This window comes from Alkalibacter saccharofermentans DSM 14828, assembly GCF_900128885.1.
In the GTDB taxonomy this organism is placed as follows: Bacteria; Bacillota; Clostridia; order Eubacteriales; family Alkalibacteraceae; genus Alkalibacter; species Alkalibacter saccharofermentans.
This window is the reverse complement of record NZ_FQTU01000003.1, coordinates 109,909-128,187: the sequence shown is the minus strand read 5'-3', so window position 1 is coordinate 128,187 and position 18,279 is coordinate 109,909. Positions and strand designations below refer to the sequence as shown.

Sequence of the window (18,279 nt, the reverse complement as noted above, 5' to 3'; positions counted from 1 at the left end):
CACATAATTATACATGCGCTTGCAGATGTTTTCAAGTATTTTTTAATTTTTATTGCATATTATTCATTTATGTTGTATAATTATGCGTATTGAAATTTAATTATTATGGAGGTCGCTATTTAGATGAAAAAGAAAGTTATTTTGGCATATTCAGGTGGTCTTGATACTACTACCATTATACCTTGGTTGAAGGAAAATTACGACTATGAGGTAATCGCAGTATGCATAGATGTTGGACAAGGACAAGAAATCGACGGCTTGGAGGAAAGGGCTCTGACTTCGGGAGCAAGCAAACTCTACATAGATGACGTAACAGATATTTTCGTCAACGAGTATGTTTTTCCTACTTTGAAGGCGGGAGCAGTTTACGAAAACAAGTACCTTTTAGGCACATCAATTGCAAGACCGCTTATCGCAGAGAGATTGGTCCACTATGCCCTTAAGGAAGGTGCAGAGGCAATCTGCCACGGTGCTACCGGCAAAGGAAACGACCAGGTAAGATTCGAGCTAACCATAACCGCACTGGCTCCTCACCTTAAGATAATTGCTCCATGGAGAATATGGGATATCAAGTCCAGAGAAGACGCCATCGAGTACTGCATCAAAAACGATATTAAGCTTAACATGAAAAAAGACTCAAGCTATAGCCGAGATAAAAACCTCTGGCACCTTAGCCACGAGGGTTTAGAGCTTGAAAACCCAACAATAGAGCCAGATCACAGCAAGATCTTGCAGATGTGCAACACGTTGGAAAACGCACCTGATGAAAGCGAGTATATAACTATAGATTTCCAAGAGGGCATTCCCATAGCGTTAAACGGAATGAAGATGGACGGCACCTCCTTGCTGAGAGCGCTCAATGAAGTAGGAGGCAAGCACGGAATTGGAGTAATCGACCTTATCGAAAACCGCATCGTAGGCATGAAGTCCCGTGGAATTTACGAAACCCCAGGAGGAACAATCCTATACAAAGCCCACCAGGAGCTGGAGCACCTCTGCCTCGACAAGGAAACCTACTCCTTCAAGCAGATAGCAGCAACCAAGTTTTCAGAGATGGTCTACAACGGACAATGGTTCACGCCTTTGCGTGAGGCCATGAGCGCTTTTGTTGACGAAACACAAAAGGTAATTACCGGAAAGGTAAGATTCAAGCTTTACAAGGGAAACATAGTCCTGGCCGGAATTGAATCAGACTATTCCCTTTACAACGAGGAAATATCTAGTTTCGATACTGGAGAGCTATATGACCACAAGGATGCGGAAGGCTTCATAAGATTATTCGGTCTGCCTCTTAAGGTCAGAGCCCTCATGAAGGAAAAGAACAATCAACTATACGAGGACGTGAAAAAATGAAGCTTTGGGGAGGACGTTTTACAAAGGAGACCAATCCGCTGACGGACGACTTCAACTCATCCATACATTTTGACAACATACTTTATCCTTATGATATCAAGGGAAGCATCGCCCATGCCAAGATGCTTGGAAAACAAAAGATCATTTCCTCTGAGGAAAGCGTGGCAATTATTGAAGGACTGAAGGAAATCTTAAAAGATATCCAATGCGGCAAAGTGGAGTTTGATATTTCCGCCGAGGATATTCACATGAACATGGAGAAGCTTCTAATAGAAAAAATAGGCGATACTGGCAAGAAGCTGCATACAGGCAGAAGCAGAAACGATCAGGTTGCTCTAGATATGAGGATGTACGTCAAAGACCAGATAGAATCCATAGATGCCATGCTCCACAACCTCCAGCAGGTGCTTTTGGACTTGGCAGTAGAACACAAAAAAACCATTATGCCGGGATACACGCATCTTCAAAAGGCGCAGCCTGTAACTTTGGCTCATCATTTGAGCGCGTATTTCGAAATGTTCAAGAGGGACCGGGCAAGGCTTGCCGACTGCTACCTTCGTACGGACATCATGCCTCTTGGATCAAGTGCCTTAGCCGGAACTACTTACGATCTCGACAGAGAAATGGTAGCTGACCTTCTGGATTTTAAAGCTGTTACTTTAAACAGCATGGACGGAGTATCCGACAGGGACTACTGCATAGAGTTTTTAAGCGCGCTGTCCATGATCATAATGCATTTAAGCAGGTTTAGCGAAGAAATAATTCTTTGGTGCTCTGATGAGTTTAACTTCATCAAACTGGATGATGCCTACAGCACAGGTAGCAGCATTATGCCCCAGAAGAAAAACCCTGACATTGCCGAGCTGGTCAGGGGAAAGACTGGAAGAGTTTACGGACATTTGATGGGACTTTTGACCACGATGAAAGGTATCCCCTTGGCCTACAACAAAGACATGCAAGAGGACAAGGAGGCTGTGTTCGACGGAGTAAAAACCATATCTATGTGTCTTCCTATATTTACGGACATGGTAAAGACCATGAATGTAAACAAAAAAGTCATGTACGAGGGAGCCAAGAAGGCTTTCACCAATGCCACGGATGCAGCAGACTGGCTCGTAAAAAAAGACATGCCTTTTAGGGAAGCCCACTCAATAATTGGAAAGCTTGTATTGTACTGCATAGAAAAGGGCAAAAACATCGAGGATCTGTCCCTTGAAGAATTCAAGAAAATATCGCCTGTTTTCGACGAGACCATATACGATCATATCACCATTGAAGCTTGCGTCAACAATCGAAAAGTAATCGGCGGACCATCTATAGAAAGCATGGAGAAGGTATTGTTTATAAATCGAAATTATCTTCTTGAAAATACGCCTAAATAAAACCAGCTGCACTTTACAAAGAGTAAAGTGCAGCCTTTTTTAAATCTTTCTGAAGTTTTCAAATCTTTTTATTACTTCTTCTTTCCCTAGAATGCTCATGATTTTCATTAGATCTGATCCGTGCATCTGTCGGGTCGCTATTATCCTGGCGGGCATAAACAGGCTCTTTCCTTTGATGCCCTTTTCCTTTTGAATCTCTTTAAATACTTTCTTTAATGTTTCCGGCGTGAATTCGTCTAATTTTTCCATTTTTTCTACCGCCGATTCAGCAAGAACAGGGGTCGTGTCCAGCTGGAGCATTTCCCTAATTTCATCGGTTACTTCACCATCGTATTCGAAGAGATTTTTCATTTCAGTTTTTATATCCGAGAACTTGTCCATCTTTTCTTTAAATGCGTCCACTATCTTCTCAAAGTATGAAAAATCAGCTTCAAATTGCTCATCGGTGACATATCCAGTTTCCATCATAAAAGGAGCACACAGTTTTGTCAGCTCTTCTGTTGGAAGCTTCCTCAAATATTCGCCATTCATCCAGTTGAGCTTGTTTACGTCAAATACAGCACCTGACTTGTTCACCCTCTTGACATCGAAATGGGCTATAAGCTCCTCCATGGAGAATATCTCTTCGTTCACATCCGGACTCCACCCCAGCAGGGCAATGTAGTTTATCAAGGCTGCCGGCAGATACCCTTTCGCTAGGAAATCTTCTACTGCGACATCTCCCTGCCTTTTGCTGAGCTTTTTCTTGTCAGCATTTAGGATGTTTGGCAAATGGACATACGTAGGCTTTTCCCAGCCGAATGCTTCGTATAACAAAACGTGCTTTGGGGTAGAAGGCAACCATTCCTCTCCCCTGATCACATGGGTAATACCCATTAAGTGATCGTCTATCACTACTGCAAAGTGATACGTGGGGAAACCGTCTGATTTTATCAAGACCTGATCGTCAACCTCGTCGCTATTTATTTTTATATCCCCTCTTACTTCATCATAAAAGCTTATAATTGAATTTTCCGGCATCCTGAGCCTAATGACATATTCCTCACCAGCTGCAACCCTTCTTTCAACCTCTTCCTTGGAAAGGTTTCTGCAATGGCCGTCGTATTTTGGAGTCATATTTTCACGGCGCTGATTTTCACGCACCTCTTCCAGCCTTTCCTTTGAACAGAAACAATGATATGCATGCTTATCTTCCAGGAGATCACTTAAGTATTTTTTGTATATATCCAGCCTTTCTGACTGTATATATGGACCATACTCTCCCTTTTGAATTAATTTTCCATTATCAAAAGTAGGTCCCTCGTCGTGAATAAGCCCAGTCTTTTCCAGGCATTCTATTAGGTTGACCATCGAATCCTCAACCAACCTCTTTTGATCAGTATCCTCTATCCTTAAGACGTATGAACCGTTGTTTTTCTTCGCGAACAAATAATTGTAAAGCGCAGTCCTCAAGGATCCTATATGCACATATCCGGTAGGACTTGGCGCAAATCTAACTCTAACCATCGTATTACCTCCTAAAAATTAAATTAGCTCTTCTCCATTGACCTTTCCTAAAAACAATCTATGATAGACGCACCCATGCTCCTGATCAAAAAGGCTCTTCTCAGGATCTATCTTGTCTAAAACCACTTCAGGCCTCAAGTTTTCCTTGCTTCCCGTTGCTAGCCTCGCTATAATATTCACCGTTAATCCCTCTGTACTCGCGGAGAGTTCCTTGATAAGGGGCCTTATCTCCTTGTCAGACCATTTGCCTTTTTTGTTTCTCTTTCTGTAAACTATGCTTTCACTATCCAAAATCGACTTTAACTGATCAGATAACCGCTCCACTTCCCCAGAAGCATTTAAAAGACAGGTTACTTGATAGACGCTCTCTTCAATCAAAGATGTAAGAGATGGGAGTTTTTCTTCCGTTACTATTGCTTTCAATGCCGCAAACCCTTTAGGAGCAGACTCATTCATGCTCCCAACCAGCAATACCGGGTCTATGCTTTCCATAAGTTCTACATCCACATACTCACAATCCGATGTCAACCCAACCCCCATGGCCATGGCAAATGCCAGTTTGGGATGGGGATTGAATCCCTCGCTGTATTTCATTGGAACTTCGGCACGCCTTAAAATCCTCTGAACCATCCTCTGCATGTCAAGATGTGAAATATAACGTATATCCGCTTCTCTTTTAAACTTTATCCTTGCTGTATACACGACATTTCCACCCTTCTTCAAAGTCGTTGAACCCACAATTTACGCATCTGTATTTGCAAAAGGGAGTCAGCTCTTCATTTAGAGCCTTATCATACTCTTTGACCAAGAATGATTTTGTCACCCCAATGTCGATAAAATCCCATGGGAAAAGCTCATCGACCCCTCTTTTTCTTGTGGTATAAAAATCAGGATCAATCCCCGCTTCAACAAAAGCTTCCAGCCAATTTTCGTATTTGAAGGAATCCTTCCATCCATCTGCCTTGCAACCTTTTTTAAACGCCCTGTAAATCACATCGGAAAGCTTTCTGTCTCCCCTTGCGAATACTCCTTCAAGGCGGCTGACGTGAGGATCGTGCCAACTATAGTCAATAGCTCTGCTTCTCATGTTCTTAATTATATGCTGCTGCTTATCCGCAATTTCCTCTACGCTGTCCTGGGCTACCCATTGAAACGGGGTAAAAGCTTTAGGCACGAATGAGGACGTGCTGACGACAATCTTGATTTTCTTGTTTTTCTTGTCGCTGACTGTCTGATTGTATGAGTCCAAGACCTTAAACGCCATCTCGGTGATTCCATCAAGGTCTTCTCTAGTCTCTGTTGGCAGTCCTATCATGAAGTATAACTTCACATGACCCCATCCGAGATTAAAGGCTTCACTGACAGACTGGATAAGATCTTCTTCCGTGACGCCTTTGTTTATTACATCCCGCATCCTCTGAGTGCCAGCCTCCGGAGCAAATGTAAGTCCGGTCTTTCTTACCTTTTGTATTTTTTCCGCAGTCTTGATGGAGAAACTGTCTATCCTAAGGGATGGAAGTCCGACAGAGATCCTCTTGCTTTGGTATTTTTCAAGCAGGTAGTCCGTCAATTCGGGAAGACATGAATAATCCATGGTGGAAAGTGAAGACAGGGATATTTCCTCATACCCTGTGTTCTTAATAAGATCATCGGCATTTTTCTTAAGCGTATCAAGGCTTTTTTCCCTAAGAGGCCTGTAAAGCATCCCTGCCTGACAGAATCTGCACCCTCTTGTGCATCCCCTAAAAAGCTCCAGCATGCTCCTGTCGTGAACTATTTCAATATATGGCACTATAAACCTATCTGGGTAATAAACATTGTCCAAATCCTTAACGAATCGTTTCTTGACCGACTTAGGAACTCCCTCATGGAACGGATTGAAGCTTTTTAACGTACCGTCTTCATGATATAGGGCTTCATACAATGCCGGTATGTATACCCCTTGGATTGCCGCTGCTTTTCTAAGAAAATCCGCCTTGATGTAATTGTCCCTTTCCTTCTCGTAAAGGTCTAATATCTCCTGGATGACTTCTTCTCCTTCGCCGATTACGATTAAATCTGCAAAATCAGCAACAGGCTCCGGATTATAAGCACATGGTCCTCCAAAGACCACCAATGGATCCTTCTCAGTTCTGTCTTTGGAATATACAGGTATTCCGCCCATATCCATCATGTTCAATATATTCGTATAACTCATTTCGTACTGAAGGGTAAACCCAACAAAATCAAATTCGCTTAACGGAGTTCTAGTTTCAATTGAAAATAGCGGGATATCCTTTTCTTTTAGGATTGACTCCATATCAGGATAAAGCGCAAAAACTCTTTCGCAATACGTCTTATCTCTTTCATTTAACAAATGATACAGTATCTTGATTCCCAAGTGGGACATACCCACCTCGTATACATCTGGGAATGCCATGCAAAACCTTACCGTATCTTCATTAATTTCTTTTTTTACACTGTTGATCTCATTTCCAACGTATCTTGCAGGCGTTTCAACCTTTGGCAAAATACTGTCGATTATATTATCCATCCCATGTTTCCTTTCCATTATCCCGCTAAATTAAGCAGTTTCGTTAAAAATTTATGCTGTGTCTTCGCATATGAACGCCCAACACAAGCCCTACGGCAATTAGATTCGTCATAAGCGAACTCCCACCGTAGCTCAAAAAAGGCAGCGTTATTCCCGTTATGGGCATAAGCCCTAAGGTCATTCCAATGTTTTCAAAAATTTGAAATGCAAACATAAAAAACACTCCTACTATTATCAATGTTCCAAACTCGTCCTTGGCAGCTCTAGCATCCCTTAAGAGCCTAAACAGCATCAATCCAAATAACAGCACTACAACAGAACCTCCCACAAAACCTGCAGACTCCGATATTACCGAAAATATAAAATCAGTCCATTGGGCAGGTAGGTAGTTCAAACTGGTCATTGTATTTTGGGCATTCAAGCCTTTCCCAAAAACTTCTCCCGACCCGACGGTTATAATAGACTGTATCGTATGGTAGCCCTGTCCCAGTGGATCGAGAGTAGGATTCAGGAAGTATATTATCCTGTTCTTTTGGTAATCCTCCATCATGAAATTCCACAATATAGGAGCAATTATTATAATCGCGCCCAACGCTCCAAATACTATTTTCATATTAATACCCGCAACAAACACCATCCCCGAAGCGATGACTATGTACACGAGGGATTGCCCCAGGTCAGGCTGTATGAAAACCAAGGAAACGAAGGCCAGCACCGCGGCAAAAATCACCAGGATATCAAAGATGCTGTTTAATTTGTTTTTCCTTATCTCCAGTATCTTTGCCATCACTATGATGAACCCGATTTTAACGATCTCAGACGTCTGGAATTCCATAAAGCCCATGTTTATCCATCTTCGACTGCCTTTGTTGACTATCCCTAGTCCTGGAACATAGACAGCAAGAAGAAGCAGTATGCATACGGCAAATATCAACATCCAGTGCCTCCCAAGAACCTTGTAGTCTATGGACATGACTATCAGCATCCCAGTCAAACCCAGACTGAGAGCTACGGCTTGTCTAAATATAAAATCCGCCGAATCTCCGGCTAGAAAATTATCTGTATTCGTAGCTACCCCTATAGCGGCTATCCCTATTGCGCTCAAAAGCAGCACCACCACTAAAAGCACGTAATCCACCTTCTTAAGGTAAGAAATCAATTTCATGGAACACCTCTTTTTCTCTATTGTTTCTGATTATACGGCTGACTTTCAGAATCAATTTTGAGTTTTGCCAAAGGTTGATTATACCACAACTTTAGAAATTTTAAAAAAGCCTCCCGATCTTTCGGCAAGCTCATAGCTTTAGAAGCTGATATGATGCCTTCTCATATGAACATTCAAAACCAATCCTACGGCAAATATATTTGTCATCAGAGAGCTTCCCCCGTAGCTTAAGAACGGAAGCGTAATGCCTGTAATAGGCATTATTCCCATAGTCATGCCTATATTTTCGAATATCTGAAATAAAAACATGAAAAAGACTCCTGATACAATCAACGTACCGAACTCATCTTTTGCATTTTTTGCATCCTTTAACAACCTGAATAAAAAAATCCCTAAAAGTATCACTACTATGGATGCACCCACAAACCCCGCTGTTTCAGATATGACCGAGAATATAAAATCCGTCCATTGGGCAGGAAGGTAATTTAGCTTCGTCATTGTGTTTTCAGCATATACTCCCTTTCCGAAAACCTCTCCCGAGCCGATTGCTATCATGGACTGCAGCGCATGGTAACCATCTCCTAGAGGGTCGTTGGCAGGATTGAAAAATGTGATTATCCTTTTTTTCTGATAATCCTGCATAAAATAGTTCCACATGACGGGAAATCCCACTATTATAGCGCCGAAGACACCATAAACATACCTTATGTCAATTCCCGCCATAAAAAGCATTCCCGCGGCGATAACTACAAACACGAGAGCCTGGCCTAAATCCCCCTGTAGAAGGACAACGGATATGGGGACTGATATGAAGGCCACCAGAATCATCACATCTATTATGTTGCTGAGTTTATTTTTTCTTATCTCAAGAAGCTTGGCAAATGCAACTATAAAGCCCAGCTTTGCGATTTCCGAAGTTTGCAGGTCCATAAATCCCAAGCTGATCCATCCTCTAGTCCCTTTATTTACTATTCCCAAACCTGGGATGAAGACTAGCAACAAGCTTATAACAGTCAAAACAAATATATGAATCCAGTATTGCCCCAATGTTCTATAATCCATGGCGATTATAACTAACAATCCCGTCAACCCTATGCCAAAGGCTATTATCTGTTTTATTATAAAGGTGGAAGGATCTCCTCCCACAAAATTTTCAGTATTCGTCGCTACGGTTATAGCCATCAAGCCGATTGAGAATAAAGCCATTACTACAAATAACAGCACAAAATCCATCTTTTTTAGGTATTTAACCCATTCCATCATTTCACCTCAAAGTTAATCAATCAAAGGATTATACCACAAAATCATTCATCGTACATTAAATTCCAAGTTTTTTCGTATATTTTGTCTTTCACATCCCAGTCCACCTGGATATCATTCCAGATCTCTTCGCTTCTGATCGCTTGGCTTACAAGCATGAACAACCCGTTTACTGCGGTAGCACCCTGTTTCTTAGCAAGAGCCATGAGCATGGTTTCTTTTGGGTTATATATAAGGTCAACGACATGGGTAAACCCTGGGAGCTTATCTTCTCCTAAAGGTGACTGGCTTATATCCTTTGAGCTCATCCCCACTGGCGTGGTGTTAATGAGCACATGGGCAGATCCGGGCTTATAATCATTGTAATCAAGTATTTCGTAGCCCTTTATCCAATCTGATTCCTTTTTTCTGCTTAAAAATATAATGTCTTTGGGCTCATGGTTTCTAATATGATGATATACCCCTTTTGCAGCCCCTCCGGTACCTGCGATGGCAAATACCTTGTTTTTGATTTCGATATGGAATTTTTCGAGCGTCTCTCCAAATCCATGTATATCCGTATTGTATCCGTAGAGTTTCCCTCCAACGTTTTTAATGGTGTTGATTGCTCCTACTTCCAGAGCAGTTGAGTCAATTTCATCTAAAAACTCCATTACTTCAGTCTTGTATGGGATAGTCACATTGCATCCCTTGTAGCTTTTGATGATTTCCCCTACAGAGCTTTTAAAAACGTCCCTCGGTATTTCTTCTATGCCATAGTCTCCGTCAATTCCTGTAAGCTTGAAGAGCTCCTTGTGTATGTAAGGTGAAAAGCTATAAGACAGCTTTTCTCCGATTAAACAAAATTTATTCATTGAAGCGTGATCACCCTTTCTATTTTCTCCTTGATATTAAAAAACTGTTTCGACTTTATTATTCTATTGCAATGCTCTCCACATATCAATTATCAATTTATTTCTTTACTACTTTACTGCAATAAAGTATAATCTTCATATAGTCCCAACACCAAGACATCTATAATCTGGAGGTTATCGTTTTGAATAAAGAAAATTTCGATCTTTTATTAAAATGCCTTTCCGCTTTGGAATCTACCGATGAAACCCTGTCATTTTTAGAAGACCTATGCACCATCAAGGAAATTGAGGACATGCAGCACAGGTTGGAAATCGCCCAGGGCCTCTTTAATGGAAAGACATTTTCTGAGGTCCAAGAGATAACCGGCGCCAGCTCCACTACAGTAAGCAGGGTCAGCAGATGCCTGAAATACGGAACCGGGTATAAGACCATACTCGAAAAAATCAAATAGGCTTGATGTTTAAATCCCTTTTAAGCTTTTGAATCTCATCTTTCCAGAGCTGGTGAGATGCATCGCTTGGCATTCTCCAGTCCCCTCTTGGCGATAGATTTATCGACCCCACTTTGGGTCCGTCAGGCAAGCAGGATCTTTTGAACTGCTGTGTTATGAACCTTGTGTAAAATCTCTCAAGCCAAAATATCAAGACCTCTTCACTATAATCATCCTTAAACGCCAATTTACTGAGTTCAAAAACTTTTGAAGGCCTGAATCCATAACGTACCACATAATAAAGGTAAAAATCGTGGATTTCATAAGGACCTACGACTTCTTCAGTCTTTTGGGCAATATTTCCCTCTTCATCCGGTGGCAGAAGCTCCGGACTTACCGGGGTATCCAAAACATCATAAAGGGTTTCCTTTACTTCCTTCAAGCTGTTGTCAGCTATCCATTTGACCAGATACCTAACAAGGGTCTTCGGTATTCCGCTATTTATACCGTACATGGACATATGATCCCCATTATAGGTAGCCCATCCCAAAGCAAGTTCCGAAAGATCCCCTGTTCCTATAACCATCCCGTTGTCCCTGTTGGCTATGTTCATGAGTATCTTCGTACGTTCCCGGGCTTGTGCGTTTTCATATGTAACGTTGTGTACGCTCGGATCATGACCGATATCCTTGAAATGCTGCAGCGTTGACGGAACAATCGATATTTCTTCCAGGGATACATCAAGATTTTTCATCAGGCTGATTGCATTTTGATACGTACGGTCAGTAGTGCCGAATCCAGGCATTGTAATGGCCTTGATCATTTTTCTGTCCAATCCAAGCTTATCGCATGTCTTCACGCAGGCTAAAAGCGCCAATGTAGAGTCCAGGCCTCCTGAGATTCCCACAACCAGTGCTTTGGCTGAGGTGTGAATCATCCTTTTCCCCAAAGCGCTCGTCTGGATATTGAAAATCTCTTCGCACCTTGTATTTCTGTCTTTGATTCCCGCCGGTACAAATGGATGCTTCCAGACTTTCCTCTTGATTTCTTTTTTTTCACCTTCTATTTCGAATTCAGCAAAAATATAATCAGCGCCTTTGTGCTTGTTGTTTTCATGAAAAGAGGAATGCTTCTTTATCCTCTCCCCAGCAAGCTTTTCCACATCCACATCAGAAAATGTCAAGGAGGGCTTTATGTCAAATCTTTTTCCCTCTTCAAGCAAAGCTCCGTTTTCACAAATCATTGAGTCGCCCCCATAAACCACATCAGTGGTAGACTCTCCAAATCCAGAGGATGCATATGCATATGCACAAAGACACCTCGCCGACTGCTGCTTGACAAGTTCTAAACGATAATCTCTTTTGCCTACCAAGTCGTTGCTTGCAGAAGGATTCAATATCAGCGTGGCGCCACTCAGTGCCAGGTTGCTGCTTGGGGGGATGGCCACCCAAAGATCCTCACATATTTCGATTCCGGCAACAAGATCGTGGTTGCATTTATTTCTAAACAATATCTTGCTCCCCATGGGAACCCTTTGTCCGCAGTAATCCACCCACATGTTCTCCTCAAAATCATAACCTGAGGAAAACCATCTTTTCTCATAGAACTCATTGTACTCAGGCAGATGCATCTTCGGAACCATTCCCAGTATCTTGCCTTTTTGAATAACTACTCCGCAATTGTAAATCCTGTCGAACATCCTGACGGGAGCTCCTATGGCGAGAAGAATCGGCTTATTCTCCAAGAACCCTGCCAGCTCCCCTATTGCCTTTTCGCATCTGTCCATCAGAGCTTTTTGAAAAAAAAGATCCCCACATGTATATCCTGTAATTGCAAGCTCAGGTAAAAGCAAGATGTCAACATTTTTTATTATCGATTCATTTATCATTTCTTTAATAGCGCTTAAATTAAAATCCACGTCAGCTACCTTCAGTTCAGGCACACCGCACCCTACTCTGTAAAAACCATGTCTATACAAGTCTCCACCTCATTTAGTTATTTGTTTTATGTTTTCTTAAACCAAAGCTTCTACTATTAAACCAAAGGCTCTATTCCTTTGTAAATGTTATTGATTATATCTCCTGCACACATGCCCCACTCGTTTTTTTCCGCTCTGGCGAACTCTCCTGCCGTTCCGTGAATCACCACGCCTTTTTTTGCCGCTTCCAAAGTTTCGTATCCTTGTGCGCAAAGGCCTCCTATGATTCCTGAAAGCACATCTCCGCTTCCCCCACAGGCCATCCCTGAATTAGGCTTGTAATAAAACCACAATTCATTTTTTGCTCCTATGACAGTACAGGGTCCTTTAAGAACAACTACTGCATTGTAGCAATCTACTGCCGACTTAACAAAATATATGGGGTCGTCCAAAACGTCTTCAGTCTTCACTCGAAAGAGTTTCGCCATTTCGCCTAGGTGCGGTGTGATTATCAAGTTTTTATCCTTAAGCACGAGCTGATCTCTGGCTTTGTTAAGCCTGTATATTCCATCTGCATCTACAACTATTGGGATATCGCGCTTAAGGGCTTTAATCATCATCTTATCGTACTTTTCATCCATTCCCATTCCAGGACCGAAAACAGCAGCCGTGGCTCTTTCCAAAAGCTTTTCAAATTCAACTTCATTTGCATAGGGTTTGATCATCACTTCAGGCCAGGGACTATTGCAGTATGCATAAGCCTCTTTATCTATCAAGACAGTGGAAAGCCCACAGCCGCTTCCAAGACCTGATTTAGCGCTCAGCAGCGGCGCTCCCGTCATTCCTATGCTTCCTCCGGCAATCGCCAGGCTTCCAAAATCGTATTTATGGCCAGAGGATCTTCTGGTTTTCATTTTACCCGCAGTTTTTCCCGACAGCAACCTTTTATCAGGTGAAGCCTGAGACTTATCCAGTCCGATTCCCTCTCCCACGATTATTTCACCGTTGTAGTCAGGAGCTTGTCCCAATAGGTTCCCTGTTTTAAGGGAATCAACCACTACAGTAAAATCAGCTTTTATGGCATTGCCGTAAACCCTGCCATTGTTTCCGACAAGTCCACTTGGTATGTCTATGCTTACAACCGTTGCTTTGCTATCGTTGATTTTTAACATTATATCAGACAGCTCTCCATCAACTTTCCCTTTAAAGCCCGTACCAAATATCGCATCTATAATAAAGTCCGAGTCCCCGATTATCTGGTCTAACAGCTCCCTCGAAGATGAGCCCAAATAATATACATTGTCCGTTGAGATTTCAAGCCTTTTTAATTCTACGGATGTATCCCTTTTAAGCTCCTTCTCCCCGGCTGTCATTAAAACCCTGATATTGAAGCCATCGTTGCCCAATAGCCTAGACAGTGCAAGACCGTCTCCCCCATTATTGCCTTTCCCGCACACCGCCAATACTTGCTTGTGCTTTTTTTTGCCGGTTATCCTGTCACTAAGGACATTATATATTGATTTTGCTGCTTTTTCCATCAATTCAAGGGATTTGCCGTCCTCTCCTCCAATGGTTTTTTCGTCTATTTCCTTCATTTCATCGGCAGTGTATATGTACAATTAAGACCCCTCCTTCAATACTGCAACGGCCATGGCAGTCGCATATTTCTCGCTATGGGATATGCTTATTAAAATAGAGCCTATGTTGTTATCTTTAGCGTATTCAAAGGCCTTGCCGATAAGAACCACTTCAGGCTTGCCCCAAGCATCTTTTACTATTTCTATATCGGACATGTTGAAAAAACGAAAACCCATTCCCATCGCTTTGGAAACAGCCTCTTTCGCGCTAAAGTAGCCCGCAATTGTCTGGGGAGACATTTTTCGTTTATTGAAGTATTCCCTCTCTGATTCGGTAAAATATTTAACTAAAAATCTCGGATTCTTTTCAATAGTCTTTCTAACCCTATCCACTTCTATCACATCGTTGCCTATACCGTAGATCAATCTCATTCTCCTCTGTTGATTATTTGACTGATGTTATGATTATATCATAAAATGCCACGGATTATACCTCTGTTGCTCCTGTATCATCGATAGCGGGGGCTCACCAATATAAAACATCGTACTCTCTGGAGGCTAATCTTTTTATCATAAATAAAGCAACATAAAGCTTTATTATTCGGAGCTGAATGCCTCAAAAGAATTTAGCAGCAAAAGAATTTAGTTTAATCAAAAACCAATTTATGCTATACTAAAATTAGGTGATGGATATGGTATATAAAAAAAGCATTGAAACGCGGAGAAAGATTTTATCCGTAACAAAAGAACTTGTTTTGGAAAAAGGATGGAACAACATTTCCGTAAGAGACATAGCTGAATTGGCCGGTGTCAAAAATCCGCTGCTTTATTATTATTTTCGAAACAAGCAGGGTATAGCCGACCATATATTCGGCAGCCTCATACTGAAAACTCTCGACTACGCGGAAAAGGAAGTTCCATTCAAGGACGACGGCATGTTGAGCCACTTCTTGTATGTTTCTCTGTATTACAGAATACTGTTGGAAGACGAATTGTACCAAAAACTCTACATGGAATCGACACATCCTTTTGACAGCCCGGTAGAGAACGTAGACGACTACGATTTGAACTACATGGTTACTAAACAGTTTGACGGCATATTGAAGGCTTACAACATGAATCTCGATTCAACTGCTTTAAAAGCTTACACCATTTCAGCTTTTTCCGTTGCCACGAGTATCTTCAGAAATATAATCGCAGGCAATTTGGACCTAAGCTACAAAGATGCGATGTTTTTCATATCGCGATTTTGGATAATGAGTGTGGGCATAGATGAAAAAATCTTCGAAGAGAAGATGAACAAAGCCATTGAAATGGCTCTTCAGGTTGATTTAGAATCATTTGTAAGCGATGATGACTGAAAATAAAAAACGCCTAAGGGCGTTTTTTATTTTCTCGAAAGCGTCGGAAGATATATGCTGAATCTGCTTCCTATCCCCGGTTTTGTCCTCACTTTTATCTTTCCTCCGTGCTGGAGAACTATCACCTTTGCGATGCTCAGCCCTAAGCCGTATCCACCGGTGGTTTTGGTTCTGGATTCGTCAGCTCTATAGAACCTCTCAAATATATTGTCTAGATCATCCTTTGAAATACCTATCCCAGCGTCAGTTATTTCCACCACGGAGAACTCGTTCTCAATAAAAGCCCTTATTTGAATTTTCTTGCCTTCAGGTGTGTACTTCACTGCATTGTCAACAAAAATCCTTATAACCTGTTTTATTCTGTTTGGGTCTCCTTCAATCCATATTCCGGAAGTCAAATCAGCACAAATATCATGCTCGCTGTCGATCATTGCCGTCTCTTTAGCCACCTCTTCAACTATTTCACTCAAATTCACTTCAGTAATTTCATATTTTAATGCATCCCTGTCGTGTCTAGCCAAAAACAAGAGCTTTTCAACTAGATCAGACATGTTTCCAGCTTCATTTTTCATGGCATCTATTGACTCCTGCAAAATTTCAGGGTCGTTTTTCCCCCACCTGTCAAGCATGTTTGCATAGCCATTTATTACTGAAATTGGGGTTCGAAGCTCATGAGAAACGTCTGAAACAAACCTTTGCTGCTTTCTGTAGCCGTCTTGAATTCTGTCTATCATCTCGTTTATCGTTATTGCAAGATCTTTGAGCTCATACTTTGCCCTGCCCACGTCTATTCTCGTGTCCAGATTCTGCGTGTTGATGTTTTTTGCTGATTTTGATATCTTTTTAATGGGGTTCAACACTCTTCGCAGTTTTATATCTCCTAGAACCAGTATCATCAATAATCCCAATATGTACCCGAAGCTCATTAAAATCAGCACAATCTTAAGTGTGTGGATATTTTCTTCCACGTTGAAAAAAAACACTACCCTGCTGTACTCCCCTTGACTTGCCTCCAAAGCAATGAGATCGTAAGAAAGCAAGCTGACTATGGAAAAACTTTTGTACAAAGGGTTGTTTTCAGTCAAAAACTGGTAATTGACGACGGGGTAGAACTGGGTGGTTGCAGCACTTTCCTGAGTCACTGCGTTTGTGACTAATATGTTTATTCCACTTTCCTCGTAAATATGCTCTAATTCCTGTTGTAGCTCAACGTTTGACTCATGTTGTGAAACTGCCCCCAGGGCTTCATTTATGTAATCCCTGTTTCTTTCGTATATCTGGTTTCTGGTTATTAAAAGATATCCGCCACTAACTAAAGCAGCCGTTAATAGTGCGGATACGCTATAAAGTAAAATATAATTTAACGTTATCTTTGTTCTAATCGAAAACTTCAAAATCCGAGTTATATTGTCGATTAAAATCATCGGCAGCCTCAATAAATATTCAAGGCCTGAAAACAGATTCCCTATGATCGAATTTTCTCTTTTATTCATCAGTCATCTTATATCCCACGCCTCGTACTGTTTTAATAAGATCTACGCCATATTTTTGATCGAGCTTGCTTCTTAGGTATCTTATGTAAACATCAGTGACGTTGGTTTCCCCCATATAATCATATCCCCATACTTTTTCAACGATTTTGTCCCTTGTCAAAACTATGTTTTTATTTTCCATGAGGTATTCCAAAAGTTCAAACTCTTTTTTAGTCAATTCCACCAATTCCTGTTCGTAGGTAACCTTATATTGGTCTTTGTCCAAAACCAACTCCCCCATAATCAGCTTGTTGCCGTCGGGCTTATCCACGACGGCTTTTCTTTTTACAGCTACCCTTATTCTAGCCAGCAATTCTTCTATTGCAAAAGGCTTGGTCATATAGTCATCGGCACCTATATCCAACCCCATGACCTTGTCGCTTACATCATCCTTGGCGGTCAGCATAATTACCGGCACACTCAGATCTTCCTGCCTTATTCTTCTGCATATCTCCATTCCACTTAAAAGGGGCAGCATAATATCTAGTATTATCACATCATACTTGCTCTCCTGAGCCATTTCAAGCCCTGTTCTGCCTTCAAAAGCCAAGTCAACCTCATAACCCTCGTGTTCCAGCTCCAATTGCAGAAAACGGGCGATTTTGACCTCATCCTCAACAACCAATATCTTGATGCCCATAGGATGTCCTCCCTCATTCTATTATTATCTCGTTGCAGTTTTGTTCATCAATACGACTTTCTGTATATGCAGTCGACTTATCCGAATAACAAGGTTCCTTATCTTCTTCACAGCTTTTAAGGCTTATATTGTCACTCTTTATTTTCTTCTCATTTGCCTCCACCACATCTACATTATACAGGCTTTTATATACTCCGTCGTAGGTTTTGTCTGATTTTATATCTGTTTTTTCTGTTTTTTCTGTTTTTTCAACGACATTATCTTTTATCTCCGATTCTTTGATGGTTTTCCCATTCTCTTGATTTCTTACGCCGATTTCAAAGGAATAATCGCTAATTACAGCTATCAATGCAACAATCAATAAAAACGCCATTGGTATGTTGAATAAAACTACCACAATTAAAACAAGGGCCGCAGGCATTGCTATTACTTTTTTATCATTTTTGATCATCAGAATGTCGAAACTGAATATCTTGTTTAAAAAATCTTCGAATACGAGAAGTAATTTCTTAATTCGCGAATCTTCTCTTTTCTTTAGATACAATACAGCCCCATCTATGTCTCCTCGAGACTTTCTCAAGGCTTTTTCCCCAGTTTGATAATCGCAGTCCACTCTTTTTCTCAGGTTTTCCACCTGATCGAGAGTAATTCTCATCTTTGCACGCTCCTCTACTTGGTACACCCTTATCTGTATCCATCATAGTAAAGGCCTATTAATCCAGCATTTGACTAGGATTAAAATTAAATTAAAATGGCTCAGGCAAATT

At 41.3% G+C, this 18,279-nt stretch carries 16 protein-coding genes; 4 read left to right on the top strand and 12 right to left on the bottom strand.

Annotated elements, in window-relative coordinates; all coding sequences use genetic code 11:
* The first annotated feature begins 123 nt into the window (after positions 1–123).
* Positions 124–1,353 (top strand): argininosuccinate synthase, encoded by a 1,230-nt coding sequence (locus tag BUB93_RS03570; protein ID WP_073269707.1) that lies wholly within the window; start codon positions 124–126, stop codon positions 1,351–1,353.
* Positions 1,350–2,735: an argininosuccinate lyase gene (gene argH / locus BUB93_RS03565; RefSeq protein WP_073269706.1), complete on the top strand. Its 1,386-nt coding sequence runs from the start codon at positions 1,350–1,352 to the stop codon at positions 2,733–2,735. Before BUB93_RS03570 ends, argH begins: the two co-directional genes overlap by 4 nt.
* A gap of 39 nt (positions 2,736–2,774) precedes the next feature.
* Here the strand turns inward: argH and gltX are convergent, their stop codons facing one another.
* From gltX to BUB93_RS03535, 6 genes are all read right to left on the bottom strand, one after another.
* Entirely contained in the window at positions 2,775–4,241 is a 1,467-nt protein-coding gene (gene gltX, locus BUB93_RS03560; protein ID WP_073269705.1) for a glutamate--tRNA ligase, read from the bottom strand.
* A gap of 18 nt (positions 4,242–4,259) precedes the next feature.
* Positions 4,260–4,943, bottom strand: a complete 684-nt coding sequence (locus tag BUB93_RS03555; protein ID WP_073269704.1) for a TIGR03936 family radical SAM-associated protein — start codon at positions 4,941–4,943, stop codon at positions 4,260–4,262.
* Positions 4,918–6,774, bottom strand: coding sequence for a TIGR03960 family B12-binding radical SAM protein (locus BUB93_RS03550; RefSeq protein WP_073269703.1), 1,857 nt, complete (start codon positions 6,772–6,774; stop codon positions 4,918–4,920). Before BUB93_RS03550 ends, BUB93_RS03555 begins: the two co-directional genes overlap by 26 nt.
* Before the next feature lie 43 nt (positions 6,775–6,817).
* Positions 6,818–7,939 (bottom strand): rod shape-determining protein RodA, encoded by a 1,122-nt coding sequence (rodA, locus tag BUB93_RS03545; RefSeq protein WP_073269702.1) that lies wholly within the window; start codon positions 7,937–7,939, stop codon positions 6,818–6,820.
* Positions 7,940–8,077: 138 nt separating this feature from the next.
* Complete coding sequence (rodA, locus tag BUB93_RS03540) at positions 8,078–9,199, bottom strand: rod shape-determining protein RodA (RefSeq protein ID WP_073269701.1); 1,122 nt, start codon at positions 9,197–9,199, stop codon at positions 8,078–8,080.
* Between the two features lie 44 nt (positions 9,200–9,243).
* The gene (locus tag BUB93_RS03535; protein ID WP_073269700.1) at positions 9,244–10,053 is read right to left on the bottom strand and encodes a shikimate dehydrogenase family protein; all 810 of its coding nucleotides are present in this window, start codon (positions 10,051–10,053) and stop codon (positions 9,244–9,246) included.
* A gap of 182 nt (positions 10,054–10,235) precedes the next feature.
* On the opposite strand from BUB93_RS03535, the gene BUB93_RS03530 reads away from it, so the two are divergent.
* Positions 10,236–10,505: a YerC/YecD family TrpR-related protein gene (locus tag BUB93_RS03530; protein WP_200789401.1), complete on the top strand. Its 270-nt coding sequence runs from the start codon at positions 10,236–10,238 to the stop codon at positions 10,503–10,505.
* Here BUB93_RS03530 and BUB93_RS03525 read toward each other — a convergent pair.
* Genes BUB93_RS03525 through acpS form a run of 3 tightly spaced genes read right to left on the bottom strand, consistent with a single transcriptional unit; the run spans position 10,498 to position 14,405 of the window.
* Positions 10,498–12,462: an NAD(+) synthase gene (locus BUB93_RS03525; RefSeq protein ID WP_073269698.1), complete on the bottom strand. Its 1,965-nt coding sequence runs from the start codon at positions 12,460–12,462 to the stop codon at positions 10,498–10,500. The two genes, BUB93_RS03530 and BUB93_RS03525, sit on opposite strands and share 8 nt — an antisense overlap.
* A gap of 56 nt (positions 12,463–12,518) precedes the next feature.
* A complete protein-coding gene (locus tag BUB93_RS03520) occupies positions 12,519–14,021 on the bottom strand; it encodes a bifunctional ADP-dependent NAD(P)H-hydrate dehydratase/NAD(P)H-hydrate epimerase (protein ID WP_073269697.1) in 1,503 nt (500 codons plus the stop codon).
* The gene (gene acpS, locus BUB93_RS03515) at positions 14,022–14,405 is read right to left on the bottom strand and encodes a holo-ACP synthase (RefSeq protein ID WP_073269696.1); all 384 of its coding nucleotides are present in this window, start codon (positions 14,403–14,405) and stop codon (positions 14,022–14,024) included.
* A gap of 266 nt (positions 14,406–14,671) precedes the next feature.
* Here acpS and BUB93_RS03510 point away from each other — a divergent pair, with 266 nt between their 5' ends.
* Positions 14,672–15,340, top strand: coding sequence for a TetR/AcrR family transcriptional regulator (locus BUB93_RS03510; protein ID WP_073269695.1), 669 nt, complete (start codon positions 14,672–14,674; stop codon positions 15,338–15,340).
* Positions 15,341–15,366: 26 nt separating this feature from the next.
* Here BUB93_RS03510 and BUB93_RS03505 read toward each other — a convergent pair whose 3' ends face one another.
* From BUB93_RS03505 to BUB93_RS03495, 3 genes are read right to left on the bottom strand one after another with little or no spacing between them, the layout of a single operon-like run.
* A complete protein-coding gene (locus tag BUB93_RS03505) occupies positions 15,367–16,833 on the bottom strand; it encodes a sensor histidine kinase (RefSeq protein WP_073269694.1) in 1,467 nt (488 codons plus the stop codon).
* Positions 16,826–17,512, bottom strand: coding sequence for a response regulator transcription factor (locus BUB93_RS03500; RefSeq protein WP_073269693.1), 687 nt, complete (start codon positions 17,510–17,512; stop codon positions 16,826–16,828). The genes BUB93_RS03505 and BUB93_RS03500 overlap by 8 nt, the downstream gene beginning before the upstream one ends.
* Positions 17,513–17,525: 13 nt before the next feature.
* The gene (locus BUB93_RS03495; protein ID WP_073269692.1) at positions 17,526–18,167 is read right to left on the bottom strand and encodes a hypothetical protein; all 642 of its coding nucleotides are present in this window, start codon (positions 18,165–18,167) and stop codon (positions 17,526–17,528) included.
* Positions 18,168–18,279: the final 112 nt, after the last annotated feature.